Annotated in this window: 24 protein-coding genes and 1 riboswitch; of the genes, 1 reads left to right on the forward strand and 23 read right to left on the reverse strand. The window is 39.7% G+C overall.

What is annotated here, in order from left to right:
* Nucleotides 1–93: 93 nt before the first annotated feature.
* The 10 genes from KH286_RS07390 to KH286_RS07435 all read right to left on the reverse strand — a co-directional run bounded on the left by KH286_RS07390 (nt 94) and on the right by KH286_RS07435 (nt 13361).
* Nucleotides 94–1047: a cation diffusion facilitator family transporter gene (locus tag KH286_RS07390; protein ID WP_021147868.1), complete on the reverse strand. Its 954-nt coding sequence runs from the start codon at nt 1045–1047 to the stop codon at nt 94–96.
* A 152-nt stretch (nt 1048–1199) separates the two neighbouring features.
* Entirely contained in the window at nt 1200–2486 is a 1287-nt protein-coding gene (gene guaD / locus KH286_RS07395) for a guanine deaminase (RefSeq protein ID WP_021147867.1), read from the reverse strand.
* 129 nt (nt 2487–2615) lie between these two features.
* Nucleotides 2616–3965, reverse strand: a complete 1350-nt coding sequence (locus tag KH286_RS07400) for an NCS2 family permease (protein WP_024060965.1) — start codon at nt 3963–3965, stop codon at nt 2616–2618.
* 53 nt (nt 3966–4018) lie between these two features.
* Nucleotides 4019–4117, reverse strand: a riboswitch (purine riboswitch).
* Between the two features lie 157 nt (nt 4118–4274).
* On the reverse strand, nt 4275–5594 hold the full coding sequence (gene potE, locus KH286_RS07405; protein ID WP_021147865.1) for a putrescine-ornithine antiporter: 1320 nt from the start codon (nt 5592–5594) through the stop codon (nt 4275–4277).
* Between the two features lie 62 nt (nt 5595–5656).
* Nucleotides 5657–7831, reverse strand: a complete 2175-nt coding sequence (locus KH286_RS07410; RefSeq protein WP_021147864.1) for an ornithine decarboxylase — start codon at nt 7829–7831, stop codon at nt 5657–5659.
* Nucleotides 7832–8387: 556 nt separating this feature from the next.
* Nucleotides 8388–9902, reverse strand: coding sequence for a lysine--tRNA ligase (lysS, locus tag KH286_RS07415; RefSeq protein ID WP_021147863.1), 1515 nt, complete (start codon nt 9900–9902; stop codon nt 8388–8390).
* A gap of 29 nt (nt 9903–9931) precedes the next feature.
* The gene (gene greA, locus KH286_RS07420; RefSeq protein WP_004695428.1) at nt 9932–10405 is read right to left on the reverse strand and encodes a transcription elongation factor GreA; all 474 of its coding nucleotides are present in this window, start codon (nt 10403–10405) and stop codon (nt 9932–9934) included.
* Between the two features lie 123 nt (nt 10406–10528).
* Nucleotides 10529–11515: a tRNA dihydrouridine synthase DusB gene (gene dusB, locus KH286_RS07425; protein WP_021147862.1), complete on the reverse strand. Its 987-nt coding sequence runs from the start codon at nt 11513–11515 to the stop codon at nt 10529–10531.
* Nucleotides 11516–11609: 94 nt separating this feature from the next.
* Nucleotides 11610–12377, reverse strand: a complete 768-nt coding sequence (locus KH286_RS07430; protein WP_004695423.1) for a type III pantothenate kinase — start codon at nt 12375–12377, stop codon at nt 11610–11612.
* A gap of 9 nt (nt 12378–12386) precedes the next feature.
* Nucleotides 12387–13361, reverse strand: coding sequence for a biotin--[acetyl-CoA-carboxylase] ligase (locus tag KH286_RS07435; RefSeq protein WP_004695422.1), 975 nt, complete (start codon nt 13359–13361; stop codon nt 12387–12389).
* Between the two features lie 171 nt (nt 13362–13532).
* On the opposite strand from KH286_RS07435, the gene KH286_RS07440 reads away from it, so the two are divergent.
* Nucleotides 13533–14876 (forward strand): threonine/serine ThrE exporter family protein, encoded by a 1344-nt coding sequence (locus KH286_RS07440; RefSeq protein WP_278617795.1) that lies wholly within the window; start codon nt 13533–13535, stop codon nt 14874–14876.
* 53 nt (nt 14877–14929) lie between these two features.
* On the opposite strand, the gene ftsH is transcribed toward KH286_RS07440, so the two are convergent.
* The 13 genes from ftsH to KH286_RS07505 form a co-directional block, all read right to left on the reverse strand.
* A complete protein-coding gene (ftsH, locus tag KH286_RS07445) occupies nt 14930–16858 on the reverse strand; it encodes an ATP-dependent zinc metalloprotease FtsH (RefSeq protein ID WP_004695418.1) in 1929 nt (642 codons plus the stop codon).
* Nucleotides 16859–16946: 88 nt separating this feature from the next.
* On the reverse strand, nt 16947–17492 hold the full coding sequence (hpt, locus tag KH286_RS07450) for a hypoxanthine phosphoribosyltransferase (protein WP_004695416.1): 546 nt from the start codon (nt 17490–17492) through the stop codon (nt 16947–16949).
* Between the two features lie 23 nt (nt 17493–17515).
* Nucleotides 17516–18514, reverse strand: a complete 999-nt coding sequence (gene tilS / locus KH286_RS07455; RefSeq protein ID WP_004695413.1) for a tRNA lysidine(34) synthetase TilS — start codon at nt 18512–18514, stop codon at nt 17516–17518.
* Nucleotides 18483–19379, reverse strand: a complete 897-nt coding sequence (locus tag KH286_RS07460; RefSeq protein WP_278617796.1) for a phosphatase — start codon at nt 19377–19379, stop codon at nt 18483–18485. Before KH286_RS07460 ends, tilS begins: the two co-directional genes overlap by 32 nt.
* Nucleotides 19380–19475: 96 nt before the next feature.
* Nucleotides 19476–19877, reverse strand: coding sequence for a S1 RNA-binding domain-containing protein (locus tag KH286_RS07465; RefSeq protein WP_004695410.1), 402 nt, complete (start codon nt 19875–19877; stop codon nt 19476–19478).
* 69 nt (nt 19878–19946) lie between these two features.
* Entirely contained in the window at nt 19947–20279 is a 333-nt protein-coding gene (locus KH286_RS07470; protein ID WP_004698500.1) for an FtsB family cell division protein, read from the reverse strand.
* Between the two features lie 177 nt (nt 20280–20456).
* Nucleotides 20457–21404 (reverse strand): L-lactate dehydrogenase, encoded by a 948-nt coding sequence (locus KH286_RS07475; protein ID WP_004695406.1) that lies wholly within the window; start codon nt 21402–21404, stop codon nt 20457–20459.
* Between the two features lie 94 nt (nt 21405–21498).
* Nucleotides 21499–22314, reverse strand: coding sequence for a hypothetical protein (locus KH286_RS07480; RefSeq protein WP_278617797.1), 816 nt, complete (start codon nt 22312–22314; stop codon nt 21499–21501).
* A gap of 101 nt (nt 22315–22415) precedes the next feature.
* Nucleotides 22416–22886 (reverse strand): 2-amino-4-hydroxy-6-hydroxymethyldihydropteridine diphosphokinase, encoded by a 471-nt coding sequence (gene folK / locus KH286_RS07485; RefSeq protein WP_278617798.1) that lies wholly within the window; start codon nt 22884–22886, stop codon nt 22416–22418.
* On the reverse strand, nt 22886–23248 hold the full coding sequence (gene folB / locus KH286_RS07490; protein ID WP_008603485.1) for a dihydroneopterin aldolase: 363 nt from the start codon (nt 23246–23248) through the stop codon (nt 22886–22888). Before folB ends, folK begins: the two co-directional genes overlap by 1 nt.
* Entirely contained in the window at nt 23248–24081 is an 834-nt protein-coding gene (gene folP, locus KH286_RS07495) for a dihydropteroate synthase (RefSeq protein ID WP_278617799.1), read from the reverse strand. The genes folB and folP overlap by 1 nt, the downstream gene beginning before the upstream one ends.
* On the reverse strand, nt 24074–24643 hold the full coding sequence (folE, locus tag KH286_RS07500; protein WP_060919845.1) for a GTP cyclohydrolase I: 570 nt from the start codon (nt 24641–24643) through the stop codon (nt 24074–24076). Before folE ends, folP begins: the two co-directional genes overlap by 8 nt.
* Before the next feature lie 8 nt (nt 24644–24651).
* Nucleotides 24652–26208, reverse strand: coding sequence for an ABC-F family ATP-binding cassette domain-containing protein (locus KH286_RS07505; RefSeq protein ID WP_004695392.1), 1557 nt, complete (start codon nt 26206–26208; stop codon nt 24652–24654).
* Nucleotides 26209–26217: the final 9 nt, after the last annotated feature.

A 26217-nucleotide genomic window follows, 5' to 3' on the forward strand; every position in this document is an offset into this window, starting at 1 on the left:
ACAATATATTCAATACGTTTAAGTATACCATATATTGGTGTATTTATCATTAAATTATGTGCTATATACTAGACTTCTCACCAATATTTTATATTATTCATCCTCTTCTTCATCTAGCAAATAATCTTTTGCCATCCATTTACGCGTGCCTGTAAAAGAAATGGTCACCCATTTTTCCGTTGGGTTACCGCCGATTTCTTGGTCAATTTCATTGCGAATAGCATCAATTTCAGCAATGGTTTGATATGGAAAACTTTTAGGAACTAAAATATCAATTTCAATGATTCGAGTATTGCCATATACTTGCACGCTCGTCACATAATCTTTAAAATTATACTTTTCCATAAATCGATCCATAATTTCTTGCACTTCATTATGCAATGAAGTTGGTGCCCATCCTAATATTTGTTTCATGGATGGCACAATGATACGAAATGCAGAGGGTATCATCTGTACCGCTAAAATAATTAATACAATAGGGTCAATATAAGTAGCCCATCTAGCATATTCAGTACTTTCTAGCATAGTAGCTACAACGAAACTAATCAAGATAGCCGCTTCTAACAAAGCATCGACATACCAGCTTACATTATCAAATTTAATCAAGTTAGACTGCAAACTTTTATTAATACGACGTACATAAAGATAGTAAGCAGTATCCGCAACAGTAAAGAATATAGCATAGAAAATAGCTGGCCCGAAGTCTACGTGACGTCCACCAGACAAAAGATCTGTAATCCCACTAGATAAGGCATAAATTACTATGAGAAGAATAAAAAAGCCCTCCACGGCGAGCACCAGAGGTTCAAATTGCCAAAAACCGAATTGGAATCGCTTACTCGTTTCTCTAGCAACTAACTTAGCTGTCATAAGCATCATAATCTTAATAACAACATCAACGAAGGAGAATACCCCATCTAACAACACTGCACTAGATCCCGTTACAATCCCCATTATCGTACCGCTCACAGCCACCAAAGCCATAAGCCCTACGGATTGCATCAGCAGTTTCTGTTCAATGGAGCGCCTTGCCCCTAATATATCCATTGAGCACACTCCTTTCTGACTTATATACATCTTTATTATACACTAATCATCGAAGTGTATAAAATGTATTACAAAAAGTCCACCGTATACCTTATGCACGGTGGACCTTCAATAATCACTAACATATGAACTTTTATTCTATTATATGATAGCTACATAGCCATCGGAGGCTCATCTAACAATTTACCGGCTACATATCTCCCAACAATATGGCGATCATCACCTATATATAGCCACCGTTCCAGACGTTCCTCTATACTCCGTTCATTCGGATCAAACAATTCATGATCATCGATAACAAGAGCATCAAATTCATAGCCGGTTTCAAAGCTACCTACGTCACCAAAGAATTGTCCGCCTCCCTTAGTCGCCATATAGAAAGCTTCCGGTAATGTAAGCGATGCATAGCTGGCATCCACCTCGGCCCACTTCATCTTTGACAAACCCACGGCTTCGGTCAAAACCTTAGCCATACTGATGTCATGGCCTCCTGAAATGTCTGATCCCAGTGCAATGGAAATACCATGATTCAATAATTTTCGTATAGGTGCAATGCCGCTGGACAAATTCACGTTAGAATACGGACAGTGTGCCACCATCGTCTTCGTTTCATGCATCCGCTCCATTTCTTCATCGCTCAGATGAATACAATGAGCCATGACCGTCGGCACTGTACCCATCAGACGATGTTCACAGTATACATCCGTATAACTGGAGGAATCCGGATGAAGTGAATGAACCCATTCAATCTCACCATGATTTTCAGATAAATGCGATTGAATTGGCACATTATACTCCACCGCTAAATCTCCGAGACCACTCATCAGGCGGCTCGTACAGGATGGCACAAAGCGAGGGGTTACAATAGGTCGTACGAGCGGTCCAAACTGTCGAGCCTCTTCAAGCCATACTCTCGTATCATGTAAGGACTGGTCCGTATCCTCAATCAGATAATCGGGACTGTTCCGATCCATATTAACCTTGCCTACAAAAGCGGATAGGCCGGCTTCTGAAAGCAACCTCATCAATAGCAATGTGCTTTCTTTATGAATAGTGCCAAATAAAATACTGCGCGTTGTACCGTAACGCCATAATTCGTTAACAAAAGCGCTATATACCGTCTTTGCGTAGTCTAAATCCGAAAACTTCGCCTCCTCCGGAAATGTATACGTTTCAAGCCAAGGCAGCAATTCTTTATCCATGCCAAGGCCTCGATTGCAAAATTGAGGCGCATGAGCATGGGTATCGACAAATCCGGGAATAATTAAATTATCCCCGTAGTCCTCAACCGGATACGACTCAAATTCGGAGGGAATACTTTCACCACAATATGCGATACGACCGTCACGCACAATCATATAGCCGTTTGGAATCACTGCAAACTCCGCTGGTCGTGATGTATAAATAATATTACCTTTTACTATATAAACGGAATTCATCGAATAATCTCCTCTTTTCAACAATACCGCTTAACCGTAATATACGTACGTCAACTACAATGAACTATAATTGCTCGATGCTACTCTCTCAACAATAAAAACACATATAACAATCCCGACTCTCACAGCTTATATAGCAAAATGTATGATGAAAGCAATGGTCATTACATACATAACAGGATGGATTTCCTTACGACGTCCTGTAATAAGTTTCACCAATGTATAAGAGATAAAACCGAAGGATAAACCTTGCGCAATACTGAAGGTAAGCGGCATAAGAAGAATCGTTAAAAATGCAGGCAACGCTTCCGTAAAATCACCGAAGTCGATATGCGTCACTTCACTCATCATAAATACACCTACGATAACGAGTACCGGAGCTGTTGCTTGAGCAGGTACCAATAAGAATAATGGCGCAAAAAACAGAGCGATTAAATATAATATACCCGTTACGCATGCCGTAAGACCCGTACGTCCACCATCGGCAACAGCGGCCGCACTTTCAATATAGGAAGTTACCGTAGACGTACCGATGATTGCACCGGCCGCGGCACCTATAGATGTACATAGTAATGCATGATTTAACCGTTTAAATTTACCGTCCGCATCAACGAGATTCGCTTTTCGCGTGACACCGATAAGCGTACCGATGTTATCAAACATATCTACAATTGTAATAGAGAAAATAATAGACAAAAATCCATATTTAATAGCACTCATCACATCCAATTGAGCAAATGTATCCACAGGAAATGGCGGCACCAAGTTGAAAATATCCGCACTAGTTTCAGGGACCTTTGTATAACCGAAAATCATGGCCGCAACAGTCGTGATAATCATACCCAACAACAAACCGCCCCTCACCTGCTTGGCTAAGAGCACACTGGTGATGAGCAAACCGGCCAATGTCAACAATACCGCAGGATCCTGCATATTGCCAAGTGTTACGAATGTGGCCTTATCCGCTACGATAATATGAGCATTTTTAAATCCGATAAAAGCAATAAAGAGACCTATACCGACACCAATAGATGTTTTAAGTACCTTGGGAATACCGTCGATGATAAGATTCAAAATACGCGTTATTGTCAAAACAATAAAGACAGCACCGGAAATAAATACGGCACCTAGTGCGGTCTGCCAGGTCAGTCCCATCGATCCGCATATGGTATAGGCGAAGAATGCGCTAAGTCCTAGTCCCGGAGCGACGATAACCGGAACGTTCGCTACTAAACCGATTAAAATTGTCGTAAATGCGGTCGTCAAAATAACTGCCGCAACCGTACTTTCATGAGGCATACCGGATGCAACCAGCAAATTCGGTATAACCGCTAAAATATATACGGAAGCGATGAACATAGTTATGCCCGCAAAAATCTCGGTACGCACATTCGTACCATGCTGAGACAGCTTGAAAAATTTATCAAGCCAGCACCGGTCCTGTCCGTGTCTCACACTCTCATTCGACATCGAATTCATCTTACTTACCTCCTAACTTAAAGAGAAGAAAATAAATAAAAACGACTACAAGAGCATCACAAAATAGCTCTTGTAGTCGTGAATATCGGTTCCCGCTAGAAAGCCTTGACCCATCATGTCAAGGGTATACAAGGTATAGTCTTACTATGAAATTATATATATCAATTGTATAAAATATGTACCGAACAAATATGTCTTAGTTTAAGTATAAAATTATTTTTATATACTGTCAATAATAAATAATAAATAATAAATAATAAATAAACATCCTAACAATGCGCCTCCCTCAGGAGGCGCATCGTATAAAGACTATTTCCCGAGATTTCGTTCCAAATCAAATCGGTCCGATACAAAGCCGTACAAGGTCCAGCCCGCAAAGGTTACAATGGCACCATATGTCATTGCTTCAAGACCGGATGCATATAGCGCATATAAGCTATAAATGGAGCCAATGAAAGCGATAAAGGTTGTCCCCTTCAATTCGCCGCCACTGCGGCCCGTAGCTTTCATCAACACGATGATAGCCCCCATCGACAAGAGGTATGGAATGATATTCGTTACAACCGCTAAATTAACGAGCGTTTCAAACTGTTCACTCAAAGATGGACTGATTGTCATCAAGCTGAGGAAGGATTGAATGATTGTAATCGTTACCATACCAACTACAGGTGCATCTTTAGATGTAATCTTGCTGAATAATTTAGGGAAATATCCTTCGTCCGCAGCACCTTTAAATACATTGGCAATGGTAAACTGCCATCCGAGTAAAGATCCGAAACACGACATAACCATAAGACCCATAACGATTTTACCGGCTACACCGTTAAACATGGATGCAAAGGCCAAACCAAACGGTGCATTACTGTTAACGAGTTCATTTGCAGGAACAATACCAAAGATCATATTGGTGGATACGATATAAATAACTGCAACCCCTAATGTACCACCGAGAACTGCTTTCGGTACATTCTTTTCAGGATTATCTACGGCATCCGCATTTGCACAGGCGGACTCAAGGCCAAGAAATGCCCATAAAGTCATAGCGATGGAATTAGTTGCCGCTTCGCCGAACGGCATATTATTAACATTCCAGTTCGCCACATACATATCTGTTGAGAAATAAGCCCAACCGACTGTACTGATTACGATAACCGGTGCAATAACACCCCATACCGTAAAGCTGGATACACGTCCCGTGATGCTGGCACCACCGAAATTCAACGTCGTCGCCAACCACAATGTGACAATCGTATAAATACCGGTCAACAACGGAGTCAACGTAACATCTGCAAAGGTCGCCGCATAGCCTACGGCTGAAATAGCGATAGCAATATTGGCGATTAAAAGAGACACGCCATACGTATAATTCGCCATGAAGTTCCCCGCCTTGCCAAAGGAATATTCGGCATAACCGCCCATACCGCCGCCTTTACGACTGTACATACCGCACTTTGCAAAAGCATAGGCCAAACACATGGAACCTACAGCTGTAATCAGCCATGATACGATTGACAATGATCCTACCTGCGCCAATTTTGTAGGCAGCATGATAATACCTGAGCCCATCATATTTACAGCGGTCAAAATTGTAAGCTGCAATACGGACATCTTATTTTTGCCTGTACTCATAGTTACCTCCTTTTATCTTGTGTATTGTACCGCCGGAAAACCTCCGACGGTACACAGAGGAATTATTTTTCAAATTCTTTTTTCAACACATAACCGAATGCTTTCTTCGTTCCATCCGGCTGTTCCGTAATGTATACGCCTTGAATTTCCGGAGCAAATCCAGGTAATTTGTTGATGCCTTCTTCCAACGCCAAGAAGTAATCACAAGCAGTTTTTGACCAACATTCGCCCGGTTGTACGCACAATACCCCTGGAGGATAAGGAAGCGCACCTTCAAGAGCGATGCGCCCTTCCGCTTCGCTCAACGGTACAAGTTCACCTTTGCCGCGCTGGAATTCAAAATTAGCTTCCTGAGGATTCATAACATATTCCGGGAAGTAATCATATAAGAACAATCGTTGTTGCAAGATACTTACATTCCGGTCTTTATAGAAGTCATGCATTTCCTGACATAGCTGACGAATGTGATATCCCTTGTATTTATCCAAGTGGCTGTAATAAATGGACGGCAATACATCTTGCATAGGTGCATCAGCTTCAATCAATTGTTCAAATCGGACAAGTTGCGCCACTAAATCATCCATCTTCGTCTTTGTTTCCGCCGGTGTCATCAAGAACAGAATGGTATTCAAGTCACATTTTTCAGGAATGATTCCGTTTTCACGCAAGTAGTTTGCAAGAATATTGGCATGAATACCGAAATCTTCGTATTCACCCGTTTCCACATTAATACCCGGTGTAATCAATTGAAATTTACAAGGATCTATGAAATATTGACCTTTGCCATAGCCTTTAAAGGAATGCCATTTCGCATCCGGTTCAAATGCGAAGTAATCCACATCCTGTGCCATTTTCTTTGTGTCGCCGTCTTCCCACTTTTTACCATGTACAACCGGTGGTACTAACGGACGTAGATATTTACAGTGTTTCAATACGGCTTTACGAGCTTCGATAACCGTTTCCACACATTCAATCCATAATTTTTTACCCGCTTCGCCTTCATGCATTTTTGCATTTACGTCAAGGGCTGCAAACAACGGATAGAACGGTGATGTAGAGGCATGCATCATAAACGCATTATTCAAACGTTTATGATTTACATAGCGGTCTTGCCCCTTAATATGCTTATCCTTCTTATGAATCTGAGATGTCTGTGAGAAGCCCGCCTGCTGCTTATGAACGGATTGAGATACCAGGATACCAGGATCATCAGGACCAAGTTCCAAAAGCAACGGACTGCAGTCTTTCATCATAGGGATAAACTGTTCATAGCCGACCCAAGCGGAATCAAAGAAGATATAATCACAGAGATGTCCGATTTTATCGACTACCTGACGCGCATTATAAATGGTCCCGTCATACGTTCCCAATTGAATAACCGCCAACCGGATAGGCCGCTTTGCCTTTGCTTTCTTAGGATCTTTTTCAGCAATCAGCTTGCGAATATATTTTTCATCAAAGCAATGTTCTAAGATACCGCCGATGGACCCGAACGGATTACGTGCCGTTTCAAGATATACAGGTGTTGCGCCGGACATGACGAGCGACCCGTGACAAATCGATTTATGATTATTGCGATCGTATAAAACAATGTCCCCAGGAGTAAGTAATGCATTTAACACGACCTTATTAGAAGATGATGTTCCGTTCAATACAAAATATGTTTTGTCCGCATTATACACCTGTGCAGCATGTTGCTGAGCCTCAACTGCGGAACCTTCATGAATCAGAAGATCACCTAACTTAACGTCCGCATTACAAAGATCGGCGCGGAATACATTTTCTCCGAAGAAATCATAGAAAGCACGTCCTGCAGGATGCTTGCAGAAGAATTGCCCCCCTTGATGCCCCGGGCAGTCAAATTGAGAATTACCGTCCTCTACGTAATTTGCCAAGGCCTGGAAGAATGGCGGTAACATAGATGCTTCATATTTTGCAGCAGCCGCTTCAATCTGTCGTTTATATAAATCAAAATTTGTAGTTGATCCGTCGATAACACGTTCCACCTTACCGATAAAAGGAGAAATATCTACAGACTTATCAAACACAACCAAGAAAACCGGTATACCAAAGGATTGTACCAACTCATTTTCAAGTACATCTGTATCGGACTCGCTAATGACGATGGCCCCCACATCGGTAAAATCAGTTTGACTAAGCTCCACATTTGTACGCCCTTCCATAGAACCGAAGTAGAATTGCGCCTTATGAGAGAAAGCAATTTTTAAATGTTTCATGATGTGTTTCCTCCTAAATTATGTTAACAACGATAATTTAAAGAATATAACTTACACATAGGGTTGATTTATAAAATTTATTAATGAATTCACCTTTACTAAATACACCTCCTTGTTTTAAAGGTAATTCACGTATCTATATTTCTATCTTAACATCTGAATTTTTCATTTAAAAGTGTTTAATTATACACATATATCATAATTATACATTGTGCATGATTTAAATGTATAATCTATACTATTACAGGTATGTGTAAATTTAATCACATATATCTCTATAATATTGGAAAATCAACGATAAATACTATATATCCATGTTCTTTTATTTCATCACAAAGTAAATCAAAATTTTTTATGTATATCATAATGTAATCATAGATAATCCGTACACCATTTTTATATTGTATATCTAATCACACTTCATATATTTATTAATCAACATTATAAGAGTTGATAAAAGCCCGTATCAAAGTGTTTGATACGGGCTTTATATCGATTTTTTTTGTATGCTAAACAGCAAAAAGCTCACCACCATACACGGTAGTGAGCTTTAGAATTAATCTTCTTCAGCTTCAAAATGCTTAGGAGCTTCTGGTTTCATCAATGGGAACAATAATACATCTCGAATAGATGCAGAGTCTGTTAAGAACATAACAAGACGGTCGATACCAACACCAAGACCAGCTGTTGGAGGTAAACCGTATTCAAGAGCTGTAACGAAGTCTTCATCCATGCGGTGAGCTTCATCATCGCCCGCTTCACGTTCTTTTAATTGATCCAAGAAACGTTGTTTTTGGTCGATTGGATCATTTAACTCGGAGAAGCCATTTGCCAATTCACGACCATAGATGAAAGCTTCAAAACGTTCTGTAGCCAATGGATTTTCACGACTTGCTTTAGCAAGTGGAGAAATCTCTTTAGGATGACCATATACGATAGTTGGCTGAATCAAGTTTTCTTCTACATAATCTTCGAAGCAAAGATTTAAGATTTTACCAATACCATCATTTTCTGTGTATTCTACATTTAAGCGATCAGCAATAGCACGAGCTTCTTCTATAGTTGTGACTGCATCAAAATCTTCACCAGTGTATTTTTTTACACCTTCAGCCATTGTGATACGATTCCAAGGAGGAGTCAAATTAATTTCTGTACCTTGGTATGTAATTTCTTGTGTACCAAGTACTTCTTGAGCACAGTAGGACACAAGATTTTCTGTTAAGCGAATGGCATCCTCTACATCGCCATAGGCTTGGTACGATTCGATAGTAGTAAACTCTGGATTATGACGATTATCGATACCTTCGTTACGGAAGCAACGGTTCATTTCGAACACGCGGTCCATACCACCAACGATTAAACGTTTGAGGTACAATTCTGGTGCAATACGCATATAAATATCGATATCAAGCGCATTATGGTGAGTGATGAATGGACGTGCAGCAGCACCACCAGGGATAGCATGCATCATCGGTGTTTCCACTTCCATGAAGCCATCACGCATCATGTATTCACGAATTTTAGCAACGATTTGAGAGCGTTTTACAAATGTATCACGTACTTCAGGATTTACAATCAAATCAACATAACGTTGACGGTAACGAAGTTCTGTATCCTTTAATCCATGCCATTTTTCTGGTAATGGACGTAAAGACTTAGATAACAATGTTAATTTGTTAACTTTAATGGTAACTTCACCTGTATGAGTTTTAAATACGTGACCTTCTACGCCGATGATATCACCTATATCAAGCATTTTAACGTATTTATAAGCCTCTTCGCCCAAAACATCTTTACGGAAGTATACTTGAATATCACCAGATTTATCACGAATATTCGCAAATGCCGTTTTACCATGGGAACGGATTGTCATCAAACGACCTGCAATAACTACAGGCTGACCATCATATTTCAAGAAGAAGTCTTCTTTAATATCTTTTGCGTAATCTTTTACGACAAAACGTTGGCCGAATGGGTAAATACCATCAGCTTCATATTCGGCTAATTTATCGCGGCGAATTTGCATTTGCTCATTCAGCTCTTCTTGTATATTTTTAATTTCTTCACTCATGTTATCGCCTCTTTGTCGGTAATTGTAAATTATTGGATTGCTAACACTTTGAATGTTACAGGACCATCTGGTGTGGAAACCTCTACTTCATCGCCCTTACGTTTTCCCAAAATAGCTTTACCTACAGGAGATTCATTAGAGATACGATTGTTAAATGGATCCGCTTCAGAGGAACCAACGATAACATATTCCAATTCATCGTTGTACATAGTGTCAAGTACAGTAACTTTACTACCTACAGATACAACGTCACCTTTTACAGATTCATCGATGATCTTCGCAGTGTTAATCTTATTCTCTAACTCTACAATATGACCTTCAATAAAAGCTTGTTCATTTTTTGCATCATCATATTCAGAGTTTTCACTGATATCGCCATATTCAATAGCAGTTTTAATACGTTCAGATACTTCAATACGGCGTACAGATTTATAGTACGCTAATTCTTCTTCTAACTTCTTTAAACCTTCGGCGGTGAGTAATGTTTCTTTTACGTCTGCCATGGGTACCCCACTCTTTCTACATATAAATAATAAGAAAAAGTGTCATAATAAGATGACACCTTATCTCTTGTTTCTAAATTATCTCAATCATTATATAAAAATACTATTTATTTGTCAATCTGACTACCCTTCGGACAGTATTTTGCGATATGATTCTAGCTCATTGTGAAAGCTCGTTACAGTATGAATTGTATTCACTCGATTGCGCCAATATGCAGATTCCGGAAGTCCCTTCATATACCAGCCCGCATGAGTGCGTATCTCCTTAACGGCCATACTTTCACCTTTGTATTGGCATAACAAGTCAAAATGCTTTAATAACATATCTAGACGCTCTATATCGGTCGGAGCCGGCAATACTTCACCAGTGGCTAAATAATGATGAATACGACCAAAGATCCAAGGATTCCCCTGTGCACCACGGCCTACCATTACAGCATCACAACCGGTTTCATCAAGCATTTGCTTAGCATCTTCAGGATTCACAATATCACCATTGCCAAGTACGGGTACAGATACCGCTTCTTTCACAGCCTTAATATAAAACCAGTCCGCATGTCCACTATACATTTGCTCCTTTGTACGCCCATGTACGGCTATAGCAGCCACACCTGTAGACTCAATGCGTTTTGCAAAATCCACAACATTAATAGAGTCACTATCCCAACCGATACGCATTTTTACAGTAACAGGTACATCAACAGCCTCAACAGCGGCTTCTGCAACACGCGCCGCTAGATCAGGATTTTTCATAAGTGCCGAACCATCGCCAGAGGTAACTACCTTTTTTACAGGACAGCCCATGTTTATATCTACAATATCGGCACCCGCATCGGCCACAACCTTAGCCCCCAAAGCGATTGCTTCTGGATTAGAGCCAAAAATTTGCATGGATACAGGACGTTCTGCCTCTTCAATGCGCAATAATTCATGAGTACGTTCATTCTTATATTTAATACCCATAGCACTGACCATTTCGGTACATACCAAGGCTGCACCTTGTTCTTTGGCCAGTAGTCGATACGCAATATCGCTAACCCCTGCCATAGGCGCTAATATGGCTTGACCATCAATTTTGACAGCCCCAATTTGCCACTGTTTATTATTCATATAATTCTATTTCCCTTAATAAAAAAGGTACAGCATAAGCTGTACCCGAATGTACACTACTTCGTTACCTATACGTAACTATATTATAGTAGCATTATTTATTTCTTTCGTAAATAAGGCGTAAGCCTTCTAATGTAAGCATAGGTTCTACATGGTCAATGCAGTCTGTAGCACTGCTAATAAGCTGTGCCAAACCACCTGTAGCCACTACAGTTACATGATTTCCCATTTCCGCTTTCATACGAGACACGAGGCCTTCTACTTGACCTACATAACCGTAGAACATACCAGATTGCATAGAAGACACCGTATTCCGGCAAATGACTTGCCCAGGGTCTCTCACATCGATACGAGGTAATTTGGCCGCCCGTTGGAATAAAGCCTCTGCAGAAATTGTTACCCCTGGAGTAATAACCCCGCCCATATAATCGCCATTACCTTGTACCGCACAATAAGTTGTAGCCGTACCAAAATCGATGATAATTAAATCGCCCTTATAAAGCTCATGTGCTGCTACAGCATTTACAATACGGTCAGCCCCTACTTCACGAGGATTATCATACTTAATAGCGATGCCAGTTTTAGTACCTGGACCTACAATAAGAGGATTTACATTAAAGTAGCGCAAACACACGCGCTCTAATGTAGGCATTAATGGTGGTACAACCGAGGAAATAATGATAGCATTAATATCTTTTACATCAACCTTACGGTCGTGAAAGAATAAGTTCATCATCAGCATGCCATATTCATCGGTGGTACGGACCCGATCTGTGGAAATACGCCAGTGACCCACAAGTTCTGTCTTGTCGTATACACCGAGAACAATATTGGTGTTTCCCACATCAATTACTAATAACATTAATGCCTCCTATTTACGTGGACGAATTGATACGTCCCCTGCCACAATACGTTTAATTGTCCCATCTGAGATTCTTACTAATAAATTACCATCTTCATCAATATCTGTAGCTACCCCTTCATAGGTATTGCCAGGAGCACGCACTTCAATTTCTTCACCGAGCGTAACAGATAATTGCCTCCATTCATTAAGGGTTTCTTCAAAGCCGCTATCGAGCACTTCATAATATTGATGTTCTAATTCTTCTAATATAAGTCTAAATGCTTCTGTGCGCTCAATATCAATATCTTCCATCGCAAGGGATGTAGCAATTAATTTCAACTCTTCTGGTAATTCTTCTTGTTTTGTTTTTACGTTGACCCCAATGCCCATTACAATATGAGAAATTTCTTCCATAGAACCAGACATTTCTGTCAAAATACCTACTAGCTTACGACCATTCACAAGAATATCATTAGGCCACTTTATCCCCGCATCGGTGAGCCCCATCTTATGAAATGCCTTCGTCAAAGCTACAGCAGCCATCAAAGTACACTTTGGAGCCTCTACAGGTGGAAAATCAGGCCGTAAAATCAAGCTAAACCACAAGCCTTTGCCAAATGGAGAATACCAACCGCGAGATAAACGCCCACGACCAGCAGCCTGTTCCTCAGTAACCACAACCGTACCTTCTTCTGCACCTTGTTGAGCTAAACGACGAGCTTCTAAGTTCGTAGACTCCGTGGTATCCATATAAACATATCGTTTACCAAATACATCTGTTTTTAAGATTTGTTTCATTGCCAAGGGGCTCAACAAATCAGGTTCTTCCAATAATCGATACCCTCTCTTGGTATAAGATTCAATTTTGTAGCCTTTTTGACGTAACGCCTTGATATGTTTCCAAATAGCTGTGCGCGAAACATGGCAGGCTTCGGACATATCTTGTCCCGATACGAAACTACCTTGGTTTTGTCTCAAGAATTCTAGCACTTCATCACGCATAGTTTAGAGCCCCTTTCTTTGTCAACCTAGGTTTACAATTCGATTGTACAAGTGTACCTTGTAAAATGCAAGGATTATTTAAAATAATTAATGTTATAATGTATATAGTATAAAGGTATACATAAAAAAATAGATAACAATAATGCTATCTATTATCCTTCGGAGAGATATATGAAACAGTTTACATTAGAAGAGAAAAATCAAGTTTTAGAGAACCCTTTTATCCATATTCATCGAAAACTGGATGTACTACTCAATATAGGGAAGTTACTAATGGAATGTGGGGCAAATACAAATCGAATCATTGAGGAAATGCTAAAAGCCGCAACATTTATGGGAATTCCTCATGATTACTTAAATATCCATATTTCATATACCACTATTATGGTCAATCTATTACACAAAGAACGATCCATAACAGTCTTCAGAAAAACACCAGTTCATATTCCGAATATGGCTATGATCAATGCCGTATCAAAGCTCACATGGCGCGCCTTTGAGCGACATTACTCACTAACGACCTATGAACGACTAATTGCCAAACTGGATACAACTATACCAACGTATCCAAACTGGATAAAAGGACTAGCTTGTGCACTAGGTTCGGCAGGTCTTGCATACCTTTACAGTGGCGATATTATCGCATTCATCGTTACCATCATATGTTCTAGTATTGGTTATTTTACGCGCACCCTATCAGGCAGATTAGGGCTTAATGAATATGTAGGAATCGCATTAGGCGGATTTGGTGCCATGATATCGGCTTACGCTTTTTATAGTCATGTAAATAATGAATCCTTACTATATGTACTCGTTTGCTGTACCTTGTTCATGATTCCTGGGGTACCATTGATCAATTGTGTCATCGATATCATTAATAATCATATTTTATCGGGTATGACACGCGCTATTAGAACATTACTCATCGTGGGTAGCATGACTTTAGGTATGGCCATGGCACTCTACTTTAGCCCTGCACCAGCATTTAATTTTGTTGATATTAAACCTCATGTTATTTCCATTGAGCAAGTTATCGGTTCTTTTACAGCTGCAGCTGCTTTTGCGGTACTTTTTAATGCTCCTGTCAGACTATTAGTATCCATTGGTATTGGTGGCGTACTATGTGTATGTATTCGCAATATACTATCCGTAGAATTAGGATTTTCTACACCAGGTGCTACCTTTATTGGTGCTGCCATTATGAGTATTATTTTTGTAAAAGTTTCTACTTGGTTAAAAACATCTAGCACTATCATTGTCGTGCCGTCTGCCATCGCATTAATGCCCGGTATACTGTACTACCGATTTCTCTTCGACATGTTACACATCAATGCATTAAATGATGCTAGTCTAATCCTTATGATACAAAATGGTGTAACTGGCACATTTACAACTATAGCTATAGCAATCGGTGTAGCTATACCAAATGTTTTGGCACAAAAATATTTGCAAAAACTAAAAGAACAACGCATGACAGAACTTCTTGCCACACGTCATATAAACGATGGACAGTAAAAAAGAGCTAGCCTTCTAAAAAGGCTAGCTCTTTTTCATTTGGACAAAATCCATTATTTAATTTCATTAGATGATGCTTCACTAGGATCTGCTACAGTACTAGTTATTTCTTTAGCATCAACACTCTCTGGTACTACGCTACCTTCTACTTCAGAAGCTACTTTAGGCTCCTCAGCTTCAGGTTCTTTTGTTGTACCATATTTGTAAAGATTATCTACCGCTTTCGCATCGATTGTTTCCTCTTCTAACAAAGCATTTGCCATGTCATGTAAGAATTTTTCATTATCGCTAAGAAGTTTTGTTACATCTTTATAAGCTTCTTCTACGATACGATGAATTTCAGAGTCGATTTTCGCAGCGATTTCTTCACTATAGTTGCGCTCATGGCCTAGGTTTTTTCCTAAGAAGATTTGTTCTTGTTGTTCACCAAACACGATAGGACCAAGCTCATCGCTCATCCCCCAACGCGTTACCATAGCGCGAGCAGTATTAGTTACACTTTGAAGGTCCCCAGAAGCGCCTGTACTGATTTCATCTAAAATCAAGGCTTCTGCAATTCGACCACCAAGAGCAACTCGAATATCTGCTAATAATTGAGATTTTGTTTTGTAGTTTTGTTCCTCAGTAGGAAGCATCATAGTGTAGCCACCAGCTGCACCACGAGGAATAATCGTTACTTTATGAACAGGATCTGCATGAGGCAATAGATGTGCCACGATAGCATGACCAGATTCATGGTATGCTGTCAATTTACGATCCTTATCGCTCACAATATGACTGCGGCGTTCAGGTCCCATACTAACTTTTTCACTGGCTTCTTCAACTTCAGCCATAGTAATTACTTTTTTGTTAAGACGAGCCGCCAAAAGAGCTGCTTCATTTAACAAATTGCTCAAGTCTGCACCAGTAAAGCCTGGAGTTTTCTTCGCAATTATTTTCAAGTCTACATCATCAGCCAAAGGCTTATTACGAGCATGAACTTTCAAAATTGCTTCACGGCCGCGTAGGTCTGGACGACCTACAATAACTTGACGGTCAAAACGACCTGGACGTAAAAGTGCAGGATCTAGAATATCTGGGCGGTTTGTTGCAGCGATAGTAATAATACCTTCGTTGGCACCAAAGCCATCCATTTCAACGAGCAATTGGTTTAATGTTTGTTCACGTTCATCGTGACCACCACCAAGGCCGGCACCACGTTGGCGACCAACCGCATCAATTTCGTCTATAAAGATGATACATGGGGCGTTCTTTTTCGCTTGTGTGAAAAGATCACGCACACGAGAAGCACCAACACCAACGAACATCTCTACAAAGTCAGAACCAGAAATCGTAAAGAATGGTACCCCTGCTTCACCAGCAACAGCTTTAGCAAGTAATGTTTTGCCTGTACCTGGAGGTCCTGCCAATAATACACCTTTCGGAATTTTAGCACCGATAGTTGTAAATTTGCCTGGATCCTTTAAGAACTCTACTACTTCTTCTAATTCTTGTTTTGCTTCTTCAGCGCCAGCTACATCTTTGAAGCTAACCTTTACATTGCCTTCACCCATCAATTTAGCACGGCTTTTACCAAAGTTCATCACTCGGCCACCGCCACCTTGCGTTTGTTGCATGATGAAGAAGAATAATACTACCAAGATGATAATCGGAATAGCAGAACCTAACAAGCTCATCCACCAAGCAGGTTGCTCAGGTGGAGCTGCAGTAATTTCTACACCATTATCTTGTAAAGTTTTGATTAATGTTTCATCAGTTGGCGCATAAGAATTGAATTCTGTTCCATTTTTTAGTTTACCTTTAATACCATGATCATTGGTAATCGTTACGGACTCAACCTTTTTCTGTTGTACTTGTTGAATAAATCCTGTATAACTGAGTTCAGATTTATTCGCACTTTGACCAGAGAAAGCGTCAATGGCGATAACGAAAGCGGCAATGATAAGTAAATAAAGGACGATATTTTTAGTAAATCGACCCAAAATATTACCCCTTTCAATAATAGTTTAGTGGCATAAACGAATTGAGTACATCTCGTTGAGAGATGCACTCATATATTATATCATATTTTTAATCTTGATACATTTCTTCCTTTAAAATACCTATATAAGGTAAGTGTCGATATTTTTCTGCATAGTCTAAACCATAGCCGATAACAAAGTAGTCAGGAATGACAAAGCCTACATAGTCTACTTCTACATCCATTTTACGGCGTTCAGGCTTATTCAATAACGCTGCAAGGCGTACACTTTTAGCTCCACGGGCATGTAAATTTTCTAGCAAGTAATGTAATGTTGTACCCGTATCTACAATATCTTCTACAACGAGTACATGCTTTCCTTCTACAGAGCGATCCAAATCTTTTAAAATTCGAACTACCCCTGTACTTGTTGTACCGCTGCCATAGCTAGAGCAAGAAATAAAATCGAAGCTTACATCCACATTCTCATCGATAGAACGAGCTAAATCTGTAAAAAAAACGATAGCACCTTTCAATACCCCTACGAGAACTACGGATTCCCCTTTATAGTCAGCACTGATTTGATGACCTAATTCAGCCACACGTGCCTTTAATTGTTCCTCTGTATATAAAATATCTTTTGCATCTTGATGCATCTATATGACCTCCGCAATTCATATTAATGTTTGCAATATACTTTTATTGTATCACATTGAGCACTTACTTTTATACTTTTTATATTGAAAGTTTTCTTTTCCCCAGTGTTAACAATGTCGAGTAATTGCTCTTGATGAGCAGTGGTAAGCTTGATTTCAGGATCAAAGATGCTCACCAGTCTTTGCCACAATCGACGTTGGATAGCCAACGGCTTCTTACGTAACCCCCTACGAGATATAAACGCGCCCTCATCAGAGATAGTTACTAACTCATCAAACGCCATATCCGTTAAATTAGAAATAAGAGAAATGTCTTCGCGTACAGAAGCCCCTAGCCTTACTATAGCATCGATAACGATAGGATTAATGGCTTTTAACTCAGGTATAATGCGATGACGAATTCTATTTCTTTGATATCGCACATCCTCATTTGTACTATCTATACAGTAAGAAATATCTTTCTCTTTTAAATATAGAAGTAATTCTTCTTTTGTGACATCTAACAGAGGTCTTACTACTGGAACAATATAATCATTACTAACAACGGCCATGCCTGTCAAACCATTAAGTCCAGTCCCTCTAATAAGATGTGCTAAAATTGATTCTGCTTGGTCATCTTTATGATGAGCTACTGCAATATAGTCATACCCCTCAGACTGTGCTATACCGGTTAGCCATTGATACCGAACTTGGCGGCCTATAGTTTCCTCTGATAGCTTTTGAGCTTGACTCAATTTAGGCACGTCAAAGACAGCCGTATAAAATGGCAGTCCTAGCACGTCCGCTTGATTTCGTAACCATAGGACCTCATCCTTACTTTCAAGACGAATACAATGATCTACGATAGCAACTCCAAGCTCATATACTGTATGGCGATGTGTAGCAATATCTTGCAATAAATGCAATAAAGCCATCGAATCAGGACCACCAGAACAAGCTACCAAGATACGACAATTCTCAGGAAATATATCATGTAATTTTAAAGTGTGATTAACGGTTCGAATGAGTGCTTTCACATTCACGGGCCATCGCCTCCATACCATCTTGGTCGCTCACAAATACATGAGGGACCTCATAGGAATCCATAAAGGACGTTAAAATCTCTGCCCCAGCAACAATAATGTCGGCACGCCCAGCGGGTAAACCTTTTACTTGTAGTCTCTCATCACGACTCATATACCGCAATTTCATAATAATGCCTTCCACTGTTTCACGGCTCAATTTATGACCTTGTACCTTTGTGCCATCATAATGGTCTAAACCTAAATCAATAGCAGCCAAGGTTGTTAGGGTTCCTCCAATACCGATAAATTCACCAAATTCACCTTCAATCCTCATCGGGTCCCAAAGAAAACGAGTTTCCTCCCACACTCGTTGAGGCCCTTCGTCAGATATAGATTGAAGGCGTACCGCTCCCACAGGATAAGAACGACTCCAGTACACTCCGTCCTTGTTACCTAATGCAAGTTCTGTACTACCTCCACCAATATCGATGGTCGTATAATGACGTCCATCCTTTAATTGATCTCCTAACGCACCATTAAAACCATAAATAGCCTCCTCAGCACCAGATAAAATTCGCCACTCCATAGGACAGTATTCATTAATACGTTCCATAAATGCAAGTCCATTGGCTGCTTCACGAACAGCACTCGTCGCAAAACCAAAGCAATAGTCAGCACCGTATTCATTTGCTATTTTTTGTATATCCGTAAAGGCTTGATAGGATGCTTCCATGGATTCAGCTCGCAAGGTACCATCTGTATTTCGTTGACCTAAACGGGTAGTCCACAACTGCTTAGGCTCATAACGCCACTCATTATTCTCATAGGTAGCCAATAATAAACGCACCGAATTAGAGCCAATATCGATAATTTCTAACTTCATAATTGCTCCTTACATATAAATGATTTTCCCTAATACTATTATAGCGTTAATACTCTATACATAAGTAAAGAGATGGCTAGATGCCATCTCTCACTATTAATCTCGACGACCACCTCGGCCTCCGCGTTTTCCTTCGGTATTGCGTTTTAAATCGTGTAATCGTTCATTGCTATCGCGCAAGAATGATTTCATCTTCGCTTCGAAAGACTCTATGCTTTGTTTCGATTGAACACGATGAGGACGTTTTTCTTCGTCCATCCCCTCTTTAGGTTGTGTTTGACGAATGGAAAGTCCTATTTTATTACCATCAATAGATAAAACCTTAACCTTTACTGGATCCTCAACCTTTAAAAGGGTATTAATATCTTCGATATATCCATGAGCTACTTCAGAAATATGAACTAACCCTGTTTGCTTTTCTCCTAAATCAACAAATACGCCGAATTTTGTAATACCTGATACGGTACCATCAATAATGTTACCAACTTCGATTGCCATGCAACCTCCTAATTAATGCGGAAACCTTAAACTACAAACTGATGCAAAGAAAAAATAATAGAATACACTCTATTTTACATATGGTACTTCACCAGGCTTTACCAATCCTAACTCCTCACGAGCAACCCCTTCTATGGTCTTTGGATCTTGTAACCTAGCCTTTTCCTGTTCTAACTCTTCATTTCGCTGCTGTAACTCTTGCAATTGTTGCTCTATATGTTGTTTTTCTTGATATACAGCCACCAAGCGATAAGCCTGCCCTAACAGTAACAGCACCATAATCCCTATGCCAATTCGCTTGATCCACATGAGGATAATACGCTGGTCCTGTGCTTTGCGATTAGGACGAACCCGTTTGCGTGGCCTTTTTGGGCGTTGTACATCCATAGTGTCCTGAGTCATAATGTCCCCCAAATATTCATCATCTGTATACTGTCATTTTTAGATTATACCACATAACAGAGCTTGGGACTAAAGAAAATTACAGATATTTCTCATTAAGAACGGTAACATAAATCCGTATAAATTTAAAACTCCATATGCAATGTAAACTTTCTATATACAAAAGTAAATATCCACTTACATAGCCTCAGCCTTTGCAACATGTTCACGAATGACAGCACAAGAAGCTTTAAATAAAGCTAGCTCTTCATTAGTTAGTTGCAGTTCAAAAACATCTTCGATACCATCTTTACCAATAACAGCAGGAGTAGATGCAAATATTCCTTCTTCTCCATATTGTCCATTTAAATAACAGGAGCAAGGCAATACCTTCTTTTCATCATGGAATACGGCGCGAATCAATTCTGTGGTAGCACTCGCAATACCAAACTCCGTAGAGCCTTTACCAGCTAGTACATGATAGCCACCAATTTTAACATCATCTAGTACTTTTGTATGGTCAAGTTTAGGAAATCTATGAGGTAGCTCTCGATATAATTCTAAAAGTGGTTTACCTTGTACACAGACATGGGACCACGGCACCATGGCACTACCTCCATGTTCACCTAAACAGTAGGCCGTAATAGAGCGATTACTAATAGTAAAGATATGAGCTAATTCTTTTTGCAATCTAGCTGAATCTAGAGCGGTTCCCGTTGAAATAATACGCTTAGGATTCCACTCAAGATGTTTACATAAATAGGTAGCTACTACATCAGCAGGATTAGAAATGGAAATGATGAAACCTTGAAAAGAAGACTGCTTAATACGTGGAATAACGTCTTCTAGTACAGCCACTGTTTCACCAAGGCTCTCAAGGCGATCCTGATACAAATTCGGCAAAGGCCCCGCACTAAAAACGAGGATATCACAATCTCCACATTCTTCAATAGGACCTGATGTAGCAGTTACTTGATGTGGAATATAGCTAACGGCATCATTAATATCCATAGCTTGCGCCTGAGCTTTTTTCTCGTCAATATCCATCAAATATAATTCATCAACCTCACCTTGCAAGGCTAAAGAAAATGCCACATGAGAGCCTACATGGCCAGTGCCAATAATACCTACCTTACGTAACTTCATAAGAGCCTCCATACCTTAGCATAAAACGATAGCATATCCTCAAATGCCAATTATTTAAATCACGTATATCTGTATATGATTTATCTTAATAGAATCATAACTCATTTAAATTCATCTCATCCAAATTGAGTGGGAACAAATCTTTTCCTTCCATCGCTTGAGGAGATTTTTCTAAATATTGTTTACGCATGGACCATAAAATATCCAAATCTGAAGGATCCAATTTAGATAATGCATATATCATAGTAAAGTCAGAACCATAGTGTCCACGTAAGCTATCAGGTACACCCTTAGAGCCTTCACCACTAATGCGGTTATTAAAGAACCCTTGGATACGACGATTATCTAAATCTATAATAATAAAACCTGATCCATCATACACATATAATGTATGATTAACACGTTTTAATGCACGTACTGTATTCGTAATAAAATACTGGTCCTTCAAATCAATGAGGGACGACTCATAACCAGAATGGTAAAAGTCACCATAATAATGGGCCCCTCCATCAGTAGACTCCAACAAGCCTTTAAATTCTTTTTGCTCTTCAGCACTGAAATCGGATAAAGATTTTAGCTTTGTTATATTCCGTAAACCTCGTTGGTAATCATCCGATTTAGTTGGCTCTATATGTTGCCCCCTAAAGGTTATTGGCATTAAACGAAGTGCATTATCAGATAAATTATAAATTCCTAGTCCTTCATAACCTAAGAAATACACTTGTGATCCACTAGTCTTCATAGCTAATATTCGTTTTGAAATAATGGCATCACTAGAATTAACCAGTGTATGCGCTTCTGGATCAATACGTACTGTTTTACTATCATAATTTGCTCCTACAGCAAGCCAGTAAGATATCCCCATTATAATAAGTGCCAGTACAAATAATCCAATACGTTTTATATTCATCTACGCTCTCCACGACTTTCCAATCATAAAACGTAAAAGCATGCGTACAATATGTATCGTGTTTACAGTGTATCTAACATTAGATTATATACGATTCTAGTTTATGTACCCAATTGAACTAATCGATCAGCAATCTTAGTCCCTTTATATGTGAATGTTGGTAATAGCTGAGATAGCGGTTCTAGTACAAAATTACGATTCCAAAAATGAGGATGCGGTATCACAAGACTTTCATCACACAAAGAAATCATCTTCCCCTCTATATCGTACACTAAAATAATATCCAAATCTAATGTGCGAGGGCCCCAATGAATCAATCGTTTTCGTCCAGCCTTCTGCTCTAATTGCTGAATAAGGCTGAGCATTTGATGTGGTTCTAGAGTGCTTTCACAAGACCATACGCCATTGACAAAGGTGTCTTGTTCCGTATATCCCCACGGCTCAGTTTCAATCAGAGGAGAAGTGACTAGCCTGGAAATTGCCTCATATTGTAGTAAGGATCGAAAAGCAGAACTGATGTAGCCTCTCTTATCCCCCATATTCGAGCCTACACTGATGTAATAGGTATACATCAAATTTGTCCTCTTGTGGTGATAACCTCAACATAATCCAAAATACCTGAAATCGGTACAGATGGTTTACGCACCGTTACTGAGAGACCTACGATACCTTGATAATGTTGGTACAAGGAATCGGCGATAAGCGCCCCTAATCGTTCTAACAAATTATGCTTTTCACCAGTCATAATTGATTCTACAATTTCATATACCTCTACATAATTGATGGAGTCCTCTAATTGATCACTTTGACCGGCCTTTGTAAGATCAGTTATTATTTCTACATCTACAAAAAATCGTTGCCCTTGTTCTTGCTCAGATGCCAAATTTCCGTGGTATCCGTAAAATGCCATATTTTTTAAAACGATTCTATCCATTATTCACCTCGTAACAAGCCGTCTGCTACAGCTAAGGCGCGTTTGTGCATTTTCACATTGTGAACACGCACCATATCAACGCCTTGGAATACACCTGTAATACAAGCAGCTACCGTACCTTCATCACGATCTTCCGGAGGCAATCCGCCTATCATAGATCCGATGAAACGCTTACGGCTTGGAGCAAGCAAAACAGGGTATTCATAAGCGGTTAACTCACCCAAGCGTTGCATAACTTCAATATTTTGTTCTTCAGTTTTACCAAAGCCAATACCTGGGTCAAGCCAGATTTGTTGTGGCGTTACACCCTCTTTTAACGCTTTATCAATAGCGCAGAAGAAGAAAGCTTTCATATCTTCAATGATATCACCATAGTTTGTATCATTACTATTATGCATGATGATAACAGGTACCTTATATTTAGCCACCACCGCGGCCATGTCAGGGTCATAATGTAATCCCCATACATCATTTAGAATATGTGCCCCTTTTGAGAATGCATATTCTGCGGTTTTTGCATGATATGTATCGATAGATACAGGAACGGTAGAAGCCTTTAACACAGGTTCTATCAATAAAGAAAGACGTTCTATTTCTTCGTCCGTAGTCAAAGGTGTAGAACCTGGTCGTGTAGACTCAACGCCTAAATCGATAATATCTGCACCATCTTCAATCATTTGTTCCACATGAGCAGTAGCTGTTTCTGGTGTATTAAATTGCCCCCCATCAGAGAAGGAGTCAGGTGTACCATTCAGTATACCCATGATAAGGGTACGATCACACAAAGATAAGCTTTTGCCATCATTCCATGTATAATTTCTACGTTTAAACATTTACCTGTCCTCCGCCTAACATTGCCAACGCTTCATCCCTTACTGTACCTGTTTCAGCTAATACGCCTCGGCTTTCTAATGTAATTACCTTTGAATCTTGCTGCATAGTTCCTTTAATAAGCATACACAACTGAGTCGATGTAATGCGTACAAAAACGCCATGAGCAGATAAATCATTCATTATCGCATCTGCTAATTCAGATGCTAACCGCTCTTGTAATTGCGGTCTGCGACTGAGTATATTAACAACATCTTGAAACTTACTGAGCCCTGCCACACATCCATCCTTGGGTTGATACACAATGTCTACAGTCCCAAAGAATGGCAATAAGTGGTGCTCACACATAGAATAAAAGGGAATACCTGTAACGGCTATAAGTCCCTTGTAATCAGTGCTAAACGTTTCACCCCATACCGATTTTGTTTCGACTCCTACGCCACTAAATAACTCACTATATAATTCTGTTACACGACTTGGTGTCTTTTCTAACTCTGGTGCCTCTGTATCAACAGATAAAGCCTCTAAGAATTGCTTTATCCCGTCATTTGCACGTTGATTCATCGGTCCTCCTAAACAATCTTTGTCGTCCAATCTTCAATATTCCAAATATCCGTAACCCAATCTTGATAGAATTCAGGCTCGTGACTTACCAATATAATTGTACCTTTAAAATCACGTAGTGCACGGCTCAGTTCTTCTTTTGCATATATGTCTAAATGGTTAGTCGGTTCGTCTAGGACCAACACATTGTACTTATTCTGCATGAGCTTACATAGGCGAACCTTCGCATTCTCACCACCTGAAAGTACGCGCATTTGAGACGTAATATGTTCATTTGTAAGGCCACAACGAGCTAATGCTGCACGCACCTCTGCATTTGTCATCGCCGGATATTCATTCCAAATATAATCTAACGCTGTTTCGGAATTAGATGGCGTATCCTCTTGGGCAAAATAGCCAACTTGTAAGAATTCACCTTTTACCAACTCACCACTAACAGGCTTTAATAGGCCTAAAATAGTCTTCAACAACGTTGTTTTACCTAAACCATTAACACCGCGAATAGCAATTTTTTTGTTTCTTTCAATTTGAAAGTCTACTGGTCTTGTTAATGGTTCATCATAACCTAATTGCAATCCAAAAGCCTCTACAATAAAGCGACTTGGCGTACGTCCTTCTTTAAAGCCAAAAGTGGGCTTGATATACTCTTTTGGCTTTTCTAGAATTTCCATCTTTTCTAAGCGCTTTGCTCGAGAATTTGCCATACCACGTGTTGCAACGCGCGCTTTATTGCGCTGAATAAAGTCTTCCATACGCTCAATCTCTTGCTGTTGACGTTCATACGCCTTAGCTGCTTGCGCTTTTTTCACCTCGTAAGCAGCTTGGAACTGATGATAATCACCAGTATAACGCGTAAGCACCGCTTGTTCGATATGGTAAATAACATTGACTACGGAGTTTAAAAACTCCATATCATGAGAAATCAAGATAAAGGCATTTTCATAATTTTGCAAATAGTTTTGCAACCACTGAATATGCTCCACATCAAGATAGTTTGTCGGTTCGTCTAAAAGCAAAATAGTCGGTTTCTCTAGTAATAGTTTTGTAAGCAAAACCTTGGTACGTTGACCACCGCTGAGCTCTGTTACATCTCTATCTAAGCCGATATCCATAAGTCCCAATCCGGCAGCGGTACGCTCAATAACCGCATCAATTTCATAGAACCCACGTTGCTCAAGAATTTCTTGCCATTCCCCTACCTGTTCAAGTAGCTTATTCATTTCATCTTCGGATACATCACCCATACGATTATACGCATCATTAATGTTTTGCTCCATAACGAACAAATCATCAAAAGCACGTTGTAATACATCACGGATGGTCATACCTTTTTCAAGAACAGCATGTTGATCCAAATACCCAACAGTTACCTGATTGGACCATTCAATTTTCCCCTCATCAGGTGGCAATTTACCTGTAATGATATTAAGAAACGTAGACTTACCTTCACCATTTGCACCAATGAGGCCTACATGTTCACCTTTTAGCAAACGGAATGATGCATCATCTAAAATTTGTCGCGCTCCAAAACCATGAGTTACATTTGAAACGGTTAAAACACTCATATCTATCTC

The sequence above is a fragment of the Veillonella parvula genome (assembly GCF_018378075.1).
GTDB lineage: Bacteria > Bacillota > Negativicutes > Veillonellales > Veillonellaceae > Veillonella > Veillonella parvula_K.

Excerpts from the sequence above, each read along its gene's own strand:
- KH286_RS07470 (WP_004698500.1), bottom strand. The coding sequence starts at position 20,279 with ATGACTCAGGACACTATGGATGTACAACGCCCAAAAAGGCCACGCAAA.
- KH286_RS07410 (WP_021147864.1), bottom strand. The coding sequence starts at position 7,831 with ATGAAACATTTAAAAATTGCTTTCTCTCATAAGGCGCAATTCTACTTC.
- folP (WP_278617799.1), bottom strand. The coding sequence starts at position 24,081 with ATGTTTAAACGTAGAAATTATACATGGAATGATGGCAAAAGCTTATCT.
- KH286_RS07480 (WP_278617797.1), bottom strand. The coding sequence starts at position 22,314 with ATGAATATAAAACGTATTGGATTATTTGTACTGGCACTTATTATAATG.
- KH286_RS07465 (WP_004695410.1), bottom strand. The coding sequence starts at position 19,877 with ATGGCAATCGAAGTTGGTAACATTATTGATGGTACCGTATCAGGTATT.
- lysS (WP_021147863.1), bottom strand. The coding sequence starts at position 9,902 with ATGAGTGAAGAAATTAAAAATATACAAGAAGAGCTGAATGAGCAAATG.
- guaD (WP_021147867.1), bottom strand. The coding sequence starts at position 2,486 with ATGAATTCCGTTTATATAGTAAAAGGTAATATTATTTATACATCACGA.
- folE (WP_060919845.1), bottom strand. The coding sequence starts at position 24,643 with ATGAATCAACGTGCAAATGACGGGATAAAGCAATTCTTAGAGGCTTTA.
- folK (WP_278617798.1), bottom strand. The coding sequence starts at position 22,886 with ATGTATACCTATTACATCAGTGTAGGCTCGAATATGGGGGATAAGAGA.
- potE (WP_021147865.1), bottom strand. The coding sequence starts at position 5,594 with ATGAGTACAGGCAAAAATAAGATGTCCGTATTGCAGCTTACAATTTTG.
- KH286_RS07390 (WP_021147868.1), bottom strand. The coding sequence starts at position 1,047 with ATGGATATATTAGGGGCAAGGCGCTCCATTGAACAGAAACTGCTGATG.
- hpt (WP_004695416.1), bottom strand. The coding sequence starts at position 17,492 with ATGCATCAAGATGCAAAAGATATTTTATATACAGAGGAACAATTAAAG.
- KH286_RS07400 (WP_024060965.1), bottom strand. The coding sequence starts at position 3,965 with ATGAATTCGATGTCGAATGAGAGTGTGAGACACGGACAGGACCGGTGC.
- KH286_RS07460 (WP_278617796.1), bottom strand. The coding sequence starts at position 19,379 with ATGAAGTTAGAAATTATCGATATTGGCTCTAATTCGGTGCGTTTATTA.
- KH286_RS07475 (WP_004695406.1), bottom strand. The coding sequence starts at position 21,404 with ATGAAGTTACGTAAGGTAGGTATTATTGGCACTGGCCATGTAGGCTCT.
- KH286_RS07435 (WP_004695422.1), bottom strand. The coding sequence starts at position 13,361 with ATGCGTGATGAAGTGCTAGAATTCTTGAGACAAAACCAAGGTAGTTTC.
- KH286_RS07440 (WP_278617795.1), top strand. The coding sequence starts at position 13,533 with ATGAAACAGTTTACATTAGAAGAGAAAAATCAAGTTTTAGAGAACCCT.
- dusB (WP_021147862.1), bottom strand. The coding sequence starts at position 11,515 with ATGAATAATAAACAGTGGCAAATTGGGGCTGTCAAAATTGATGGTCAA.
- KH286_RS07430 (WP_004695423.1), bottom strand. The coding sequence starts at position 12,377 with ATGTTATTAGTAATTGATGTGGGAAACACCAATATTGTTCTCGGTGTA.
- greA (WP_004695428.1), bottom strand. The coding sequence starts at position 10,405 with ATGGCAGACGTAAAAGAAACATTACTCACCGCCGAAGGTTTAAAGAAG.
- KH286_RS07505 (WP_004695392.1), bottom strand. The coding sequence starts at position 26,208 with ATGAGTGTTTTAACCGTTTCAAATGTAACTCATGGTTTTGGAGCGCGA.
- folB (WP_008603485.1), bottom strand. The coding sequence starts at position 23,248 with ATGGATAGAATCGTTTTAAAAAATATGGCATTTTACGGATACCACGGA.